The sequence below is a fragment of the Streptomyces sp. NPDC051567 genome (assembly GCF_044454165.1).
Taxonomy (GTDB): domain Bacteria; phylum Actinomycetota; class Actinomycetes; order Streptomycetales; family Streptomycetaceae; genus Streptomyces.
Genome location: NZ_JBITDK010000015.1, coordinates 1 through 15,234, shown reverse-complemented (window position 1 = coordinate 15,234; position 15,234 = coordinate 1). Strand labels below are relative to the sequence as shown.

General features: G+C 72.5%; 10 protein-coding genes. 4 read left to right on the top strand and 6 right to left on the bottom strand.

The features are described 5' to 3' along the window. Positions 1-134 precede the first annotated feature (134 nt). Positions 135-611, top strand: a complete 477-nt coding sequence (locus ACIA5F_RS18090) for an Lrp/AsnC family transcriptional regulator (RefSeq protein WP_399354002.1) — start codon at positions 135-137, stop codon at positions 609-611. A 171-nt stretch (positions 612-782) separates the two neighbouring features. Further along, positions 783-1,199, top strand: coding sequence for a hypothetical protein (locus tag ACIA5F_RS18085; protein WP_399354000.1), 417 nt, complete (start codon positions 783-785; stop codon positions 1,197-1,199). A gap of 52 nt (positions 1,200-1,251) precedes the next feature. Here ACIA5F_RS18085 and ACIA5F_RS18080 read toward each other — a convergent pair whose 3' ends face one another. The 6 genes from ACIA5F_RS18080 to ACIA5F_RS18055 all read right to left on the bottom strand — a co-directional run bounded on the left by ACIA5F_RS18080 (position 1,252) and on the right by ACIA5F_RS18055 (position 13,490). After that, complete coding sequence (locus ACIA5F_RS18080; RefSeq protein WP_399353998.1) at positions 1,252-2,517, bottom strand: TIGR02679 family protein; 1,266 nt, start codon at positions 2,515-2,517, stop codon at positions 1,252-1,254. After that, complete coding sequence (locus tag ACIA5F_RS18075; protein WP_399353996.1) at positions 2,508-6,629, bottom strand: TIGR02680 family protein; 4,122 nt, start codon at positions 6,627-6,629, stop codon at positions 2,508-2,510. Before ACIA5F_RS18075 ends, ACIA5F_RS18080 begins: the two co-directional genes overlap by 10 nt. Further along, a complete protein-coding gene (locus ACIA5F_RS18070) occupies positions 6,626-7,864 on the bottom strand; it encodes a TIGR02678 family protein (protein ID WP_399353994.1) in 1,239 nt (412 codons plus the stop codon). Before ACIA5F_RS18070 ends, ACIA5F_RS18075 begins: the two co-directional genes overlap by 4 nt. Next, positions 7,861-9,423, bottom strand: a complete 1,563-nt coding sequence (locus tag ACIA5F_RS18065) for a TIGR02677 family protein (RefSeq protein ID WP_399353992.1) — start codon at positions 9,421-9,423, stop codon at positions 7,861-7,863. Before ACIA5F_RS18065 ends, ACIA5F_RS18070 begins: the two co-directional genes overlap by 4 nt. 427 nt (positions 9,424-9,850) lie before the next feature. Next, positions 9,851-11,182: a class I SAM-dependent RNA methyltransferase gene (locus ACIA5F_RS18060; protein ID WP_399353990.1), complete on the bottom strand. Its 1,332-nt coding sequence runs from the start codon at positions 11,180-11,182 to the stop codon at positions 9,851-9,853. 226 nt (positions 11,183-11,408) lie between these two features. Then, positions 11,409-13,490: an APC family permease gene (locus ACIA5F_RS18055; protein ID WP_399353988.1), complete on the bottom strand. Its 2,082-nt coding sequence runs from the start codon at positions 13,488-13,490 to the stop codon at positions 11,409-11,411. Between the two features lie 198 nt (positions 13,491-13,688). Between ACIA5F_RS18055 and ACIA5F_RS18050 the strand changes: the two genes are divergently transcribed. Together ACIA5F_RS18050 and ACIA5F_RS18045 are read left to right on the top strand one after the other, a co-directional pair. Further along, a complete protein-coding gene (locus tag ACIA5F_RS18050) occupies positions 13,689-14,357 on the top strand; it encodes a potassium channel family protein (RefSeq protein WP_399353986.1) in 669 nt (222 codons plus the stop codon). Next, complete coding sequence (locus ACIA5F_RS18045) at positions 14,354-15,016, top strand: potassium channel family protein (RefSeq protein ID WP_399353984.1); 663 nt, start codon at positions 14,354-14,356, stop codon at positions 15,014-15,016. Before ACIA5F_RS18050 ends, ACIA5F_RS18045 begins: the two co-directional genes overlap by 4 nt. Positions 15,017-15,234 lie beyond the last annotated feature (218 nt).

The following is a 15,234-nucleotide window of genomic DNA, read 5'->3' as shown; positions in this document are numbered from 1 at the left end:
TGTCGTACGTGAGCGCGAGCCCCGTACAGATGTCCCGACAGATGTCCTGAAAACAGCAATGATAGGGCGATCTGTGCGCAAGGTGCTTGCGTCTTCCGCCCTGCCCGTCACACGGGGTGCGCGATCATTGCGCGATGGACGCCATCGACCGTGAAATCTTGCGCGAACTCCAGGCGGACGGCCGTCTCAGCAACCACGAGCTGGCCCAGCGAGTGGGTCTGACCCCCTCCCCCTGCCTGCGCCGGGTGCGCCGGCTGGAGCAGGACGGGGTGATCCTGGGCTACCACGCGGCGATCTCCCCCGAGGCCGTGGGCCGCGGCTTCGAGGTGCTGGTCTCCGTCGAGGTGCGCCGCGACCGCGAGGCCGTCGAGGCGTTCGAGGCGGCGCTCCAGGACATCCCCGACGTGGTCGAGGCGTACCGCCTCTTCGGCAGCCCCGGCTGCCTGCTGCGCATCGCGGTCGCGGACCTGCGCGCGTACGAACGCCTGTGGATCGAGAAGCTGACGGCGCTCTCCGGGGTCACCGAGGTCAACTCGCAGATCGTCATGAAGCGCGTCAAGGAACCCTCCGGCCTCCCCGTCGACCACCGACCGCTTACCACTGACCGCTGACCGCTGACCTGCGGGAAGGGCCGGACGGCGGGTCCCCCCTCCTCCTCCCGGTTCTGCGCCGGTGGCCGGGATCTTCCCGGAAATGACCGGACCCGCGCCCCGGTCCCCGGTTAGCCTGGACGATCCGCGTGCCCGCCGCACGGGGAACAGTGACAGAGGGGGACAGACCACATGAGCACCACCCACGCGGGTCCGGCCGACCACCGCGTCTCCATCCTCGACGCCGACCCGGAGCACGCCCGGCGCGAGGCACAGGACCTGCTCGCCGCGATCACCGAAGCCGACCCCGTGGCCGCCCTCCGCCTCCCCGCCGAACGGCCCGACCCCGGCCGTGCCGGAGGCGGTACGGTCACCGACCTCGTCGGGGTGGTCTTCAGCGGGGGGTCCCTGATCGTCGCGGGCGTACAGGTGTGGCTGGCCCGCGTACCGCAGCGGACCGTCATCGTCACCCGCCCGGACGGCGCGTCGATGCGCATCTCCGGCAAGGAGGCCCGTGACGACGACGAACGCATCGCCCGTTTCCTCGCCGAGGCGCCCCTCCCCACCGAGAACGACGAGAACCCCGGCCCCGCCCCGTCCCCGCGCTGAAACGACACCACCCACCGGGGGGACCCGGACAACCGGTCGCTGAGACCGTGTCCTACGTGTGGTGAGGCGGAGGAGCCATGCGGAGGTCCGACAGGAGCACGTCGAGGAGCGTCTCCTCCTCGACCCGGACACCCAGTTCCGCGAGAGCCGGAGCCAGGTCCAGGTCCCAGGGCGCTTCGGCTGGTTGTCCGGCGAGGGGCGGGCCGCCGGAGTGCGCGAGGGCCGCGGCGCGGTAGTCGGCGGCCGTGTAGCGCCAGGGCAGCCAGGGGACGCGGCGCAGCAGCGCCGAGGCGATGCGCAGGCCGCCCCAGTCGAAGTCCCCGTGGTAGTGGAGCACGGCTCCGCCCTCGTGCAGGTGGCGCAGGAGGGTGAGTGCCGCGGCCGACGGCTGGCCCTGGAGACACACCAGCGGGGCGGAATCAGCCCCGTGCGCGTCGGCCGCCGCCGCGAGCACCGCCGGGTTCTCGCAGACCCGGACTGCCGGGGCAGAAGCGGCGACGGGGTGGCGGACGAGCTGGCGGAGGGTGAGGACGGACGGCTCGCCCGCGTCGGCCGTCCAGTCCAGGGCGGGCGTGCCCCGCAGGTTGAGGGTGAGGACCGTCGAGGACAGCTCGTCACGGAGCAGGCCCGCCGACGCCCACGCCTCACGGCGCCACTCCGCGCCTGTCCCGTCGGGGAATCCGGTCAAGGCGCGCAGGCCGCTCAGGGTGAGGGTGGCCAAGGGGGTGCCGTCGTCCAGGGCATGGGCGCCGCCGAGCAGCCGGGCCGCGAAGGCGGGAAGCGAGACGGGCGGGTCCGCGGGGAGGGCGCGCAGGACGGTGACCACGTGGCCGAGGAGTTCTTGGGCCGCGGCAGGTGTGCCGACGAGGCGCCGGACCAGGCCGTCGCCCCGTATCCGGTCCGCCCACGCGGCAAGGACCGGGACCTCTTCCGCGAGAGCCCCGACCTGGGCGTACGCCTCCTGCCAGGCCCGGTCCTCGGCGTCACGGGCCGGGCCGAGCAGGATGACCGGCCCGGTGAGCGCGGCCACCGCGGCGGCCAGGCCGTCGGGGCTGATCCCGGAGCGGCGCAGGACGGCGTCCACCTCGTCGAGCCGGACGGTCACGGAGCGCCCGCTCCCAGGGGAGCGGCCCAGCAGGCGCTCGGCCGACGACCGTTGGGCCGGCGTGGGCACGCTGAGAGAAACCGGTCCGGTCAGAGGCTGCTCACGTTCCAGGCGCCGGCGCGCCCGGCCGACCAGCCAGTCGAGGTGGGGGTCACCCAGCAGACGGCGCAGCCTGACCTCGTCGACGGGCCGATCGGTGGGTGTCAGGTCCACAGCAGCTCCGGTCCGGCCGTCTCTTCCTGTGCGTTCCCCCGGCCGGGCGCTCGCACCGGGTCCTCCCGGCGCCGCCGCCTGGTGCCGTCCCATTCCCAGCGGGTGACGAGTACCGCCGCCACCTCGTCGATCCGCGAGAGCTGGGCAATGGCGATTCCAGGTACCTGGGGGTAGCAGGCCCACTCGCGTTCGCTGGTCATCACCACGTCCAGGTCGAAGGCGTGCAGCAGGCCCAGGCACTTGGCTCGCGAGTCGTCGTCCACTCCCGCGAATGCCTCGTCGAGGGTGACCAGGCGCGGCGCGTACGGGCTGCCCGCGCTCGCGTAGTGCGAGGAGGCGGCGGCGAACAGCGGTACGGACACGGCGAGGACCCGTTCGCCGCCGGAGGCCGGGCCGGTGGCCGGTACCCAACGGCCGTGCTGGTGCCGCTCGACCCCGAATTCGTGCCAGGAGCGGTAGTCGAGCGCGGCGGTGAGGTGTTCGAGCCAGCTGCCCGAGGTGTCGTCCGTCTGCTGCCGGGCGATCTGCGTCTGGAGGAACTCGCCCACCGCCGCCCGGTCCTCCGGGGTCCAGGCGTCGGCGGACTGACGCAGCCTCTCGCGGGCCGGAGCGAGTCCGGAGGGGGCCTTGCGGGAGGCCCGCCAGAGCAGCCGCAGTTTCATGCCGGTGGAGGTGGGGCGGTCCTCCAGCTCCGCGTTCATGTCGCGCACCTGTCGTTCAGCGGCCCCGATGAGTTCCTGGAGGGTGCCCGCGACCTCGGTGATCAGGTGGGTCTCCAGGATCTCCCGTTCATGGGCCGACAGAATGCGGGTGAGTTCACCCACCTCCGCGGTGAGGGCCTCGGCGAGTTCGGGTACGGCGCGCTCGCGGCCCTGGTAGACGATGTCGACGACCATGCCGTCCTCCACCATCCGGGCGGAGGCGGTGTGCCCGTGCCGGGACAGTGTGTCCTGCAGGGTCTTGAGTTCCTCGCTCAGCCGGCGCTGTACGCGTTCCCAGGCGCCGTCCGAGTCGTCGGCCGACGTCAGCCCGGACTCGATGGCGCGGGCGAGCGCGATCGCCGGGGTGGCTGCCCAAGGGCCGTCACCCGCGGCCGGCACCGGGAGGTCCGGCAGGGCGACGGCGATCAGGCCGGTGGTGGTGAACCGCTGGAGCCCCGCGACGGCTTCGGCGCGCGCCGCGACCGCGTCGGCGAGGCCCTTCTCCAACTGCTCGATGCGGCCTTCGGCCTTGCTCGCCTCCCGGTCCGTGTCGGCATGGCGCTTACGGGTGAGCCGCTGCTCCGCGTCACAGACGCGCAGGGCTCCGGCGGTCTCGGTGAGCCGTCGTTCGAGGTCGGCGACTGCCGCGCCGACGGTGGAGCGCAGCGTGGTGTGCCGTTCGTCCGCCGCCGCGGCCTCTCGCCCGGCCTCCTCGGCCCTCAGCGTGAGTTCGGTGCTCCGTTCGGCCGCCTGCCCGGCCTCACTTCCTTCCTCCTCCACGTGGTGGGCCGCCTCGCCTCGTTCGCGCAGGGTCGGCCACAGGGCGGCCAAGGCCAGGGCGAGGGCTCCATGGGCCTGCCGTACCCCGGCAAGTCCGGCCCGGTCGGCAGGCAGGCCGAGTTGACCGGCGGCCTCGGTGAACCCGGTGGCGGCCCGTTCGGCCTGCCCGGCTGCCTCCAGAAGGTCGGCGGCGCGGTCCTCGCGCCGCCGGCGAGCCCGGCGCACCGACTCACCGGTGGCGGTCACCTGGGCGTGCGCCCTGGTGAGGGGGGCCTCGTCGGGTACACCGGCCAGCTCGGCATCGAGGGTGCGGCGGCGCGCGGCCACCGCCCCGGACCTCGCCGCGACCTTGTCCGACTCCTGCTGGAGCAGGTCGAGTTCCGTACGCAGGGCGGCGATGCGGGACCGCCGCGCGGCCTCCCGCGCCCCCTCGCCGACGTACTCGGCGGCGGGCTTGGCCCAGCGGCCGGTGAGGGTGCCGACGCGGAAGCACCCGTCCGCCCCGGCCCAGGTGCCGGCTCCGGCGTCCCCTCCCGCGCCGATGGAGGCGAGCAGCCGTACCACCGTGTCCTCACCCACCGCCGCGGCCTGCGCGTCGCCGCCGTCCGCGGCCGGGCGCAGCAGCCCGCCGAGCGAGGGCCCGGGAACCGGGCCGTTCGCCGGGGAGAGGAGTACCTCGTGTCCGTCCGCGGTGAGGGCGGAGCCGTCGGGAAGCACCCAGGCGTCGAGCAGTCCGGAGGCTTCCAACGCCGCCTCCAGTCCGGCGCGCTCCTGTTCCGGAAGGCCGTCGTGGAAGTCCACCAGCCGCCACAGCGGTGCGCCGGGAAGCCGCTCGCGCAGACCGGGCGTGCGGGTGGGCGGCGGCTGGGGGCCGCGCCGGCCGCCCGCCTCCAGCACGGTGATCTCCTCGCGGACCCGGCCGACGCGTACTGCCAGCTCTGCCGTCCGGCGGGCCGCACCGGCCGCCTCGTCGGCCAGATGTGCCGAGGCCGCACTGTGGGCGCGTGCCGCGTGCACGCGGGCCGGGTAGGGCCCGTCGAGATGCCGGGTCCACTCCTGGAGTTCGTCGAGCAGGCCGGCCGGGTCGGGGCAGGCCAGCTCGGTCCAGGCGCGCGCGTGTTCCCGTACGTCGTCCAGCAGGGCCCGCCCCGCCCGTGCGGCCGCTTCCTCCGCCTGGTCCTGCGCCGCAGTGGTCTGGTCGAGGTCGGTGTCCGCCTCGTCGAGGCGGACCGATGCCTGCCGTTTCCCTTGGGCCGCCCGCTCAGCCGTCTCCGCGAGGTCCTCCGCGTGGGCGAGCGCGCGATGCCCCCGGTCCATCGACTGCTCGGCGGCGCGCCGTAGTTCGGGCTCCGGCGGCCCGTCGTCCCCCGGCAGGTCGATCCGTGCGGCGGCAGCCGCCTCCCGTGCCGTGCGGAAGGTGCCCTCGGCCAGCAGGTCGGCGGCGCGCAGCCGGTTCTCGGCCGCGCCGAGCCGTCCGAGCGCCCGGGTGTGCAGACCTGCCGCCTGGTCCCGGTCGTCCCGGGCCCGGCCGCGGGCGCGGTCGGTCCGCTCCACCTCCTTGGCCGCCTGTTCCAGTTCCCGGGCGCTGCGCATCTCGGGGCCCTCGCGCAGAGCCGCGTCCTGGGCCCGCAGGCGCGCCTGGGTCTCTTCCAGGGCGGCGATCCGTTCCTCTGCCGCCGCCCGTGCCTCCTGGGCCCGGGTCCGCTGAGCCTGCGCCTCGGCGAGGTCCCGCTGAAGGTGCTCGTAGCGGGAGTGCTCCCCGCGCGGGAGGCGGGCGCGCCGGCGGGTGGCGATCCGGGCGTAACGCCGGTAGTGGTCCAGGAAGGCTGTGGCGGCCCGCTCGGCGGCGGAGGCAGCCGCCAGTTCCTCCTTCTCCTCGTCCAGGGAGCGGAACGCCTCGGCCACGTCCGCGATGACCGCCTGGTCCATGGGTGGCAGCGCCTCGGTGAGGGCTCGGGACAGGGCTGCCTCGTTGGGGCGCTTGGACAGCTGCGGCTGGCGCAGCTGGATGAGCAGGTCGACCAGGGCGCCGTACCGCTGCTCGCCGAGTCCGAAGAGTGCCTCGTCGACGGCCCTGCGGTAGGTCCTGGCCTGGTCGTACACCATGCCGTGCCCGGTGACGGCCTCGGCGAGCCGGTCCCTGGAAAGGGCCGTTCCGGTGGCGTCGAGCAGGCTCAGGGACGTCTCGGCGGCGGCCCCCGGGCCGTGGTCGACGCGCTGGCTGGTGAGCGCGTACCAGTGGCGGGCGATGCCCCGCCCGCTGACTGCCTTGAGTCCGCAGGCCAGCGTACGGAAATGCCGCTCGCCGCTGGTCTCGTCGAGCCTGCCGAACTCGATCCACGTGTAGCCGAGCCGCTCGGAGTGCGGGTGCTCGCCGCCGAGGAGCAGGTTCCACTCCATCCGTTTGCCGGGGTCGCCGTCGGGTTCGACCCGGCGTGAGCTGAGGTCCCCGTCGAGGAGGAAGGGCAGGGTCAGGGCGAGCACCTTGGACTTGCCGGTTCCGTTGTTCCCCCGCAGGAGCAGGCGCCCGTCCCTGAAGTGGAACTCCTCCACGTCGTAGTGGAAGAGGTCGACGAGCCCGATGCGCAGGGGCTGCCAACGGGATCGCAGGGGGGCGGGGAGGCGGGTCACGGCTTACTGGCCTTTCGCTGCGCGGGCATACGTGCGGTGCCTGGTTCGTGTACGACGCTCTCGCCGACCGCGTACCGGGCGAGGGCCGGGCGGGGCGCCACTCCATGGGCCGTACGGGAGACCAGCCCGAGGGCGGCGAGCCGGGAGACCGCCTGTTCCACGAGTTCGGCTTCCATGCCCGGCTCCCGCGCGGACTTGGCCCAGAACCCGCCGTGCTCGGAGGCGAGTTCCCGGACCCGCAGTGCCAGCCGGTCGGTGGTGACGGGGCCGCCCGCCGCGGCCAGATGTTCTGCGAGGAGCAGCGTGATGTGCCCGTGGGTTCCCTGTTCGGGCATCCGGACGTCGGTGAGGTCGTCGTCCGGGTCGACCATCGCGATGCCTTCGGCGCGCACCTCGGGGACCAGGCCGGTCAGCTCGGTGATGCGGGCGGTGAGAAAGCCCCGCTGCCGTGTGAGGTAGCCGAGTTCGGCGTCGGTCAGCTCGTCGTAGTAGAGCACGGGGTCGTCCAGGAGCCTGCGGGTCAGCGAACGCCGCATCGCGCGAAAGCGCAGTTCGTCGCTGTCCAGAGCGGTCTCGGCGACGAGTTCGGCGAGGCGGTCCGTGGGGGTCTCGGCGTGCACGGTGGAGGGGCCGCGGCGCGCGGCGAGCAGTCCGGCCAGCACGCGCCTTTCCACGTCGTACAGCACGTCGCCCGCTCCGCTGACGTACGCCTCCTCGTCGCCGGCGACGCGCCGCAGCACACCGAGGCCGAGCAGGAGCCGTACGACGGCGGCGAGGTCGACGCGCTCGTCGCGGCGGTCCAGCGTGAACTGGATGCCCACCCGGACGAGGTGAGGGTCGGCGGCGTCGAGGACGACCTGATCGGCGAGGCGGCCGAGCGCGATCTGGGCCTCACCACGTTCGAGGGCGGCCAGTGCCAGGCACAACAGCACGTAGCGGCGGCGGGTGAAGGGGGCAGCTGCGCGGGTGGCCTCCCGCGCGGGGTGGGTGGGGTCGGTGAGGACCCCGGGAATCTTCCGCAGGCGAGCGGCCTCGGCATCCGTCTGGAGTGACCAGCCGGTATTGCGGTCGAACCATTCGCGCAGTTCGCCGGCGTGCCGGCGGACGAGGCGGAACTCATCGGCGGACCGGCCGCGGGCGAGCAGGAGAGGCTGCTTGAGCAGGGCGCGAGCCGCCTTGCGGAGGTCGGCCGCGTGCTGGCCGTCGAGCACCTCGGCGAGCGGGGCACTGTTCACCGGTCGCCGCCTCCGTCCGTCAGGTCGATGATCTCGATGAGGTGGTCGGGACCGCGGAAAACGCCTCCAGCCGTCCGGATCTCCGCGGTGGCGCCGTCGGCGAGCGCGCTGAGCCGGATCTCCATGGAGCCGTCGTTACTGGTGGCCACGGTGTGTCTCATGCCGGGCCGCCAGGTGGCCAGCGCGTCGCCGAGGAGTTGGAGGAAGAGTCCGAAGGAGACGGGGTCGAGTTCGCCGAGTCCGGAGAGCCTGGTCATTCCGTCGGTGACGAGCCGGGCGCGTGCCGCGGCGGTCTCGGCGGCCTGTTTGGCGGCCACCTCGGCGAGTCTGCGGCGCGGTTCCCCCCGGTCCTCGACCTTGCGGGGCCTGCCGCGCCGCTCATAGCTGCCGGTGCGGCGGAGCTGTGGGCTGATCCTCAGCGGCTCGGCCTCGGACCACGAGGTGGCAGCGGGGACCGGCAGTGCCGCGCGGGCGGCCAGGGTGTCGGCGTCGACGGTGAGATGCCGGGCGGGATACAGCCCGAAGGCGGTGCGCCACAGCCGGTGCCGGGCGTCGTCGTCGGGAGCCTCCGCGAACCAGCGGGCGAGGGTACGGAAGTCGGCGGACCGGTCGGAGCGCCCGGCCCGGCGCTCGTTCAGCGACCGTACGACGGCCAGGAGCTGGGGGATCGCGCCGAGGGCCCGGCCGCGCAGCAGCCTGGCCTGCGACTCGCGCCCCTCCCGGCTGATGAACCACGCCGCGAGCCCGGACCAGCGCCCGGACCAGCGGTCGTACGCCTCCCGCTCCGCGTGCTCGGCCTCCTCCGGCGAGGCGTCGGCCGCCTCGCGGGCTGCCGCCGCCCGCAGGAGCAGCTCGATGCTCCCGGCGTCTTCCAGTTGCAGGATCAGCCGGGCGATGCGCCCGCCAAGGGTGATCAGGTCCTGGATGAATCGCTCCAGGTACTGGATGAGCCGGTCCTTGTAGGCGAGGAAGACTTCCTCTTCCACGTCGTGGAGGTCGATGGTCCGTTGCAGGGACCCCATGAAGGCGCGGGCGTTGTCGGCAAGGGCGGCGAACCGGCTCGCCAGCGTGTCAAGCGCCAGGTGCGTCTTGGCTTGATCCGGCTGTTCCTCGGCCGCCAGCACCAGGAGGGCCCGCAATTGGGTGACGATGTCGTGCAGGGCGACGGCCTGCAACGCGCCGCGCCGCCCGAGCGCCCCGTCGTAGACGCCCAGAGCTTCCTCGACGCCCTCTCCCTCTCGGGTGAGCTGGTAGATGAACCGCTTCTGGTAGAAGTCCTCGACGGCCGTGACACGCGCGGTGTCGGGATCGGCGCGGAGGTTGCCCCAGCCGACGAGGCTGTCCAGCGCTTTGACCACGACGTCCAACTCTGCGGGTCGCGCCTCGGCGGGCAGGGCGGCGTGTACATCCTCGGGACGCAGGTGTACCGCGAACCGCTCTTTGGCGACGCCGAACACCCGCATCACCTGACGGTAGAGAACCGTGTTCTGGACGGTGAGGTGGGCGAAGGGGCTGTAGCCGTCCGGTCGTGGTTCCGGGGCACTGGTGGTGACGGTCATCGTCTGCCATTGTCCCGCAGCGGGCGGAGCCGCAGACAGGGGCGAAAGTACTTGGCTGATTCACACCGCAATGTGACCTTGTGAATCTCCGTCTCGGTTCTCAACGGGACGGCACCAAGGCGTGGATCACTTGGGCCGAAGGCCGTGCGCGACGTCTGGAGCCGCTCAACGGGAGGCGCCGCCTGCGCCGGACAGCGGTTGAACCTGCGTCGACGCTCCGAAACCGTTCCCGTACGGCTTGAGCCCGTACGGGAACGGCCTATGTGGGAGTGGCCTTCTGCCCTCTACGTCCGAGCTGTCCGGCGAGACTCTCTGCCGCAGCCGAACGCCGTTGCCGTGGGTGTGGGCACCCACGGCAACGACCAGCCACGTTCTCCACGGAACCGGGCCCGGGACCCGGGTCGGGCATCCTGCCCGACCCCTCAGGTCAGGCGTCTGCCTTGATCGGCTCCAGGATCGCGACGCACTCCACGTGGTGGGTCATCGGGAAGAGGTCGAAGACGCGCAGGGTGCGGACCTTGTAGCCGTTCTCCTTGAAGTAGCCCAGGTCGCGGGCGAGGGCCGCCGGGTCGCAGGCGACGTAGGCGATGCGGCGGGCGGCCAGGCCCGCGATGTGGCGGACCGTCTGCTTGCCGGCGCCCGCGCGGGGCGGGTCCAGCACGACGAGGTCGCACTCGGTGATGCCGGTCTTGGGCAGGATCTGCTCGACCTTGCCCTGCTCGATGCGGACGCGCGGCATGTCGGCCAGGTTGTGCCGGGCGTCCTCGACCGCGCGCTTGGTCGACTCGATGCCGAGGACCGCGCCCGTGTCGCCGAGCCGCTCCGCGAGCGCGCCCGCGAAGACGCCGACGCCGCAGTAGAGGTCGAGGGCCATCTCGCCCTTGCGCGGCATCAGGCCCTGCATGACGGCGCGGATCAGGGTGTCGGCGGCCTGCGGGTGGATCTGCCAGAAGCCGCCCATGCCGACGCGGTAGGTGCGGCCGTCCGCGCGCTCGCGCACGAAGGGGCGGCCGTGGACCCGGTGGACCCCGCCGTCCTTCTCCTCGACGCGCAGCACCGAGACGGGCTTGTCCAGCTCGACCAGGGGCAGCCGGCCGCCCGGGCGGGGGGTGAGGACGACCTGGCGGTCACCGGAGCCGGAGGCCGCGATGGCCTCGACGGTGGCCATCTGCGGCCAGTCCTGCTTCTCGATGCCCAGCTCCGAGACGCCCTCGGCGGCGATCATGCAGTGGTCGACGGGCTCGATGTCGTGGGAGCGGTGCTTGCGCAGGCCCGCGCGGCCGTCCTCGTCGATGGCGAACTGGACGCGGGTGCGCCACTGCGGCACCTGCCCGGCCGGGAGCTTGTCGCCCTCGGCGGGCATGACCGTACCGTCCCAGCCGGCCTCTTCCGGGGTGAGCCCGGCGAGCCGCTTGAGCTGCTCGGTCACGACCTCGCCCTTGAGGCGGCGCTGGGCGCCGGGCTTGGCGTGCTGCCAGTCGCAGCCGCCGCACTTGCCGGGGCCCGCGTACGGGCAGGGGGCGGGGACGCGGTCCTTGGAGGCCTCCAGCACGGTGACCGCGTCGGCCCGCAGGTAGCGGGAGTCCTCGTCGCCCTCGGTGACCTTGGCGACGATCTTCTCGCCGGGCAGGGTGTGGCGGACGAAGAGGACGCGGCCGTCGCCGGTCCGGGCGATGCAGTGCCCGCCGTGTGCGACGGGGCCGACCTCGACCTCGTACTCCTCCCCGACCAGTGACTGCTTCTCGTTCTGCTCGGTCATGGTGGGAAGGCTCCAAGGAGAGTGGTTCGAAAGAAGTGGTTCGTTCGAACGAAGTGGTTCGGGAGATCGGAAGGTCAGGAGATCAGGAGAGAACGTCCGGACGGCCGACCCACCAGTTTACGTGGCTCTCGTCCGGCCGTTCACCAACCCGGCCCCGGCCCTGCCCGGCGCCGGCAGCGGGGCCTGGTAACGGGTCCCGGTTCCGGGACCCGGAACCGGCACCCGCTCAGCCCTTCGCGGCGGGGTTCTTCGGGGCGGGGGTGCCCTTCGTGGCCCTGGGGGGCTTCGGGGTGTCCACCGGCCCGCGGCGGACCGCGCCCGGGGCGTTCCAGTCCTGCCGCTTCTTCGCCCGCCGCTTCGCGAGCTCCGAGGACTCCAGCTGGTAGGGGACCGAGGTGACCATCACCCCGGGGGTGAAGAGCAGCCGGCCCTTGAGCCGCAGCGCGCTCTGGTTGTGCAGCAGGTGTTCGTACCAGCGGCCGACCACGTACTCCGGGATGTACACGCTGACGGCGTCGCGCGGGTTCTCGCTGCGCAGCCCCTTCACGTACTCCACCACCGGGCGGGTGATCTCGCGGTACGGCGAGTCCAGGACCTTGAGCGGCACGTTGATCCCGCGCCGCTCCCACTCGTCGCGCAGCGCCTTGGTCTCGACCGGGTCGACGCTGATGCTGAGCGCCTCCAGGGTGTCCGAGCGGGTCAGCTTGGCGAAGGCCAGGGCGCGCAGGGTGGGCTTGTGGACCTTGGAGACCAGGACGATCGAGTGGACGCGGGAGGGGCGCACGCTGTCGTCGCTCGGGCCCTCGGCCGCCGCGATCTCGGTGGCGACCCGGTCGTAGTGCCTGCGGATCGCGGACATCGTGCCGTAGAAGATCACCATGCCGAGCAGGGCGACCCACGCGCCGTGGGTGAACTTGGTCGCGAGGACGACGACCAGGACCAGGCCGGTGAAGGCCGCGCCGAAGGTGTTGATCGCCCGGGAGCGGTGCATCCGGCGGCGGGTGGCCGGGTCGCGCTCCGTGGTCAGGTGGCGGTTCCAGTGCCGGACCATGCCGATCTGGCTCAGCGTGAAGGAGACGAAGACACCGACGATGTAGAGCTGGATCAGCTTCGTGGAGTCCGCGTCGTAGATCCACACGAGGAGCATGGCGGCGCCCGCGAGCAGCACGATGCCGTTGGAGAAGGCGAGCCGGTCGCCGCGGGTGTGGAGCTGGCGCGGCAGGTAGCGGTCCTGGGCGAGGATCGAGCCGAGGAGCGGGAAGCCGTTGTACGCGGTGTTGGCGGCCAGGAAGAGGACCAGCGCGGTGGCGGCGGCGAGGAGGATGAAGAGGAAGCTGCCGTTGCCGAAGACGGCCTCGGCCACCTGGGAGATCACCGGGTTCTGGACGTATCCGTCGCCGACGGGGACACCGTCGCGGAGCAGGTCGGCGGAGGGGTTCTCGGCCATCCTGACGTTGGTGGCCATGGCCAGGCCGATGATGCCGCAGAACATGGTGACCGCGAGGACGCCCATGAGGGCGAGGGTGGTGGCGGCGTTCTTGCTCTTGGGCTTGCGGAAGGCGGGGACGCCGTTGCTGATGGCCTCGACGCCGGTCAGGGCCGCGCAGCCGGAGGAGAAGGCGCGCAGCAGCAGGAAGACCAGGGCGAAGCCCGCGAGTCCCTGGTGCTCCGGTTTGATCTCCAGCTCGGCGGTGGGGGCCGTCATGGTCTCCCCGAGGACCAGACCCCGGAAGGCGCCCCAGGCGATCATCGCGAAGACGGCGCCGACGAAGACGTAGGTCGGAATCGCGAAGAAATTCCCGGACTCCTTCACTCCGCGCAGGTTCATCAGCGTGAGGAGCACAATCATGATCATCGCCGAGAGCACCTTGTGCTCGATGACGAAATCGACGGCGGAACCGAGATTCTCGACTCCGGAGGAGATCGAGACGGCGACGGTCAGGACGTAGTCGACGAGCAGGGCGCTCGCGACGGTGAGACCGGCCTTGGGTCCGAGATTGGTGTTGGCGACCTCGTAGTCGCCGCCGCCGCTCGGATAGGCGCGGACGTTCTGACGGTAGGAGGCGACCACCGTGAACATCAGCACCACGACCGCGGCGGCGATCCAGGGGCTGAAGTGGTACGCCGAGACACCCGCGATCGACAGGACCAGCAGGACTTCCCCGGGGGCGTACGCCACGGAGGAGAGCGGGTCGGAGGCGAAGACGGGAAGGGCGATCCGCTTGGGGAGGAGCGTTTCTCCGAGGCGGTCGCTGCGTAGCGCCCGGCCGATCAGGATGCGTTTGGGCACGTCGGTCAGTTTGGACACGCAGAGGATCGTAAGCGTTCGAAATCAGGGTGACGAACCGCGCGCCCCATCCCGCCGCAATTGCCCACCGACTGCGCGGCAAGAGGTCCCACTCGTGACCGCCCGTGTGTAGCTTGGGCCATGGTCTGAGACCCTGTTAAGCCAGAGCATGCAATGAGGCTGAAAACCAGCGCGCCGCTGACAGCCGGAAGGACGGCCGTGCACATCGTCATCATGGGCTGCGGAAGAGTGGGCTCCGCCCTCGCGCAGACCCTGGAACAGCAGGGGCACACGGTCGCCGTGGTCGACCAGGACCCCACCGCATTCCGCCGGCTGGGAGCCGGATTCGGCGGCCGTCGCGTCACCGGGGTCGGTTTCGACCAGGACACCCTGCGGGAGGCCGGGATCGAGGAGGCGGGCGCCTTCGCGGCCGTCAGCAGCGGTGACAATTCCAACATCATCGCCGCCCGGGTGGCCCGGGAGATGTTCGGCGTGGAGAACGTCGCCGCCCGCATCTACGACCCCAAGCGCGCCGAGGTCTACCAGCGCCTGGGCATCCCCACGGTCGCCACCGTGCGGTGGACCGCCGACCAGATGCTGCGCCGGCTGCTGCCCTCGGGCGCGGAGCCGCTGTGGCGCGACCCGAGCGGCGGGGTGCAGCTCGCCGAGGTGCACACCTCGGCCGCCTGGATCGGGCACAAGGTCAGCAGGCTCCAGGAGGAGACCGGGGTCCGGGTCGCCTTCCTCACCCGGCTGGGCGAGGCCGTGCTGCCGACGTCGGCGACCGTCCTCCAGGAGGGCGACCTCGTCCACGTGATGATGCGGACGGACGAGATCGACAAGGTCGAGGCGGCCTTCACCGAGGGCCCTGAGGAGGCACACGCATGAGGGTCGCGATCGCCGGAGCGGGCGCGGTGGGCCGCTCCATCGCGGGTGAGCTGCTGGAGAACGGCCACGAGGTGCTCCTCGTCGACAAGGCGCCGACCGCCATCTCGGTCGAGCGGGTCCCGCAGGCCGAGTGGCTGCTGGCCGACGCCTGCGAGATCACCTCGCTGGACGAGGCGGCGCTCCAGCGCTGCAACGTGGTCATCGCGGCGACCGGCGACGACAAGGTCAACCTCGTCGTCTCGCTGCTCGCCAAGACCGAGTACGGGGTCCCGCGGGTCGTGGCCCGCGTCAACAACCCGAAGAACGAGTGGCTCTTCAACGAGTCCTGGGGCGTCGACGTCGCGGTCTCCACGCCGCGGCTGATGTCGGCCCTGGTCGAGGAGGCCGTCAGCGTCGGTGACCTGGTGCGGCTGCTGCGCTTCAGCCACGGCGACGCCAACCTGGTCGAGCTGACCCTGCCGCCCGACTCCTCGGTCGCGGGGACCCAGATCGGCACGATCGCCTGGCCCGAGGACACCTCGCTGGTCACGATCATCCGGGGCAACCGGGTCCTCACCCCGCACGCGGAGGAGACCCTGGAGCCGGGCGACGAACTGCTCTTCGTGGCGGCCCAGGCCCGCGAGGAGCAGCTGGAGGACCTCCTCCAGGCCCGCAACTAGTGCCGCGTCGGGGCGAACGTTGCCCGACGCGGCACTAGCACCACGGGCGAAGCGCCGCACGGCGCACGACCGCACAGCGTATGACGGAGGGGGGGGGGGGGGGGGGGGGGGGGCCCCCCCCCCCCCCCGCCCGGGGGGGGGGCGGCCCCGGGGGGGGGGGGCCCCCCCCCCCCCGCGGCGGGGGGGGCGGGCGGCGGGGCCCCCCCCGGGGGGGGGGC

Excerpts from the sequence above, each read along its gene's own strand:
- ACIA5F_RS18085 (WP_399354000.1), top strand. The coding sequence starts at position 783 with ATGAGCACCACCCACGCGGGTCCGGCCGACCACCGCGTCTCCATCCTC.
- ACIA5F_RS18065 (WP_399353992.1), bottom strand. The coding sequence starts at position 9,423 with ATGACCGTCACCACCAGTGCCCCGGAACCACGACCGGACGGCTACAGC.
- ACIA5F_RS18060 (WP_399353990.1), bottom strand. The coding sequence starts at position 11,182 with ATGACCGAGCAGAACGAGAAGCAGTCACTGGTCGGGGAGGAGTACGAG.
- ACIA5F_RS18045 (WP_399353984.1), top strand. The coding sequence starts at position 14,354 with ATGAGGGTCGCGATCGCCGGAGCGGGCGCGGTGGGCCGCTCCATCGCG.
- ACIA5F_RS18090 (WP_399354002.1), top strand. The coding sequence starts at position 135 with ATGGACGCCATCGACCGTGAAATCTTGCGCGAACTCCAGGCGGACGGC.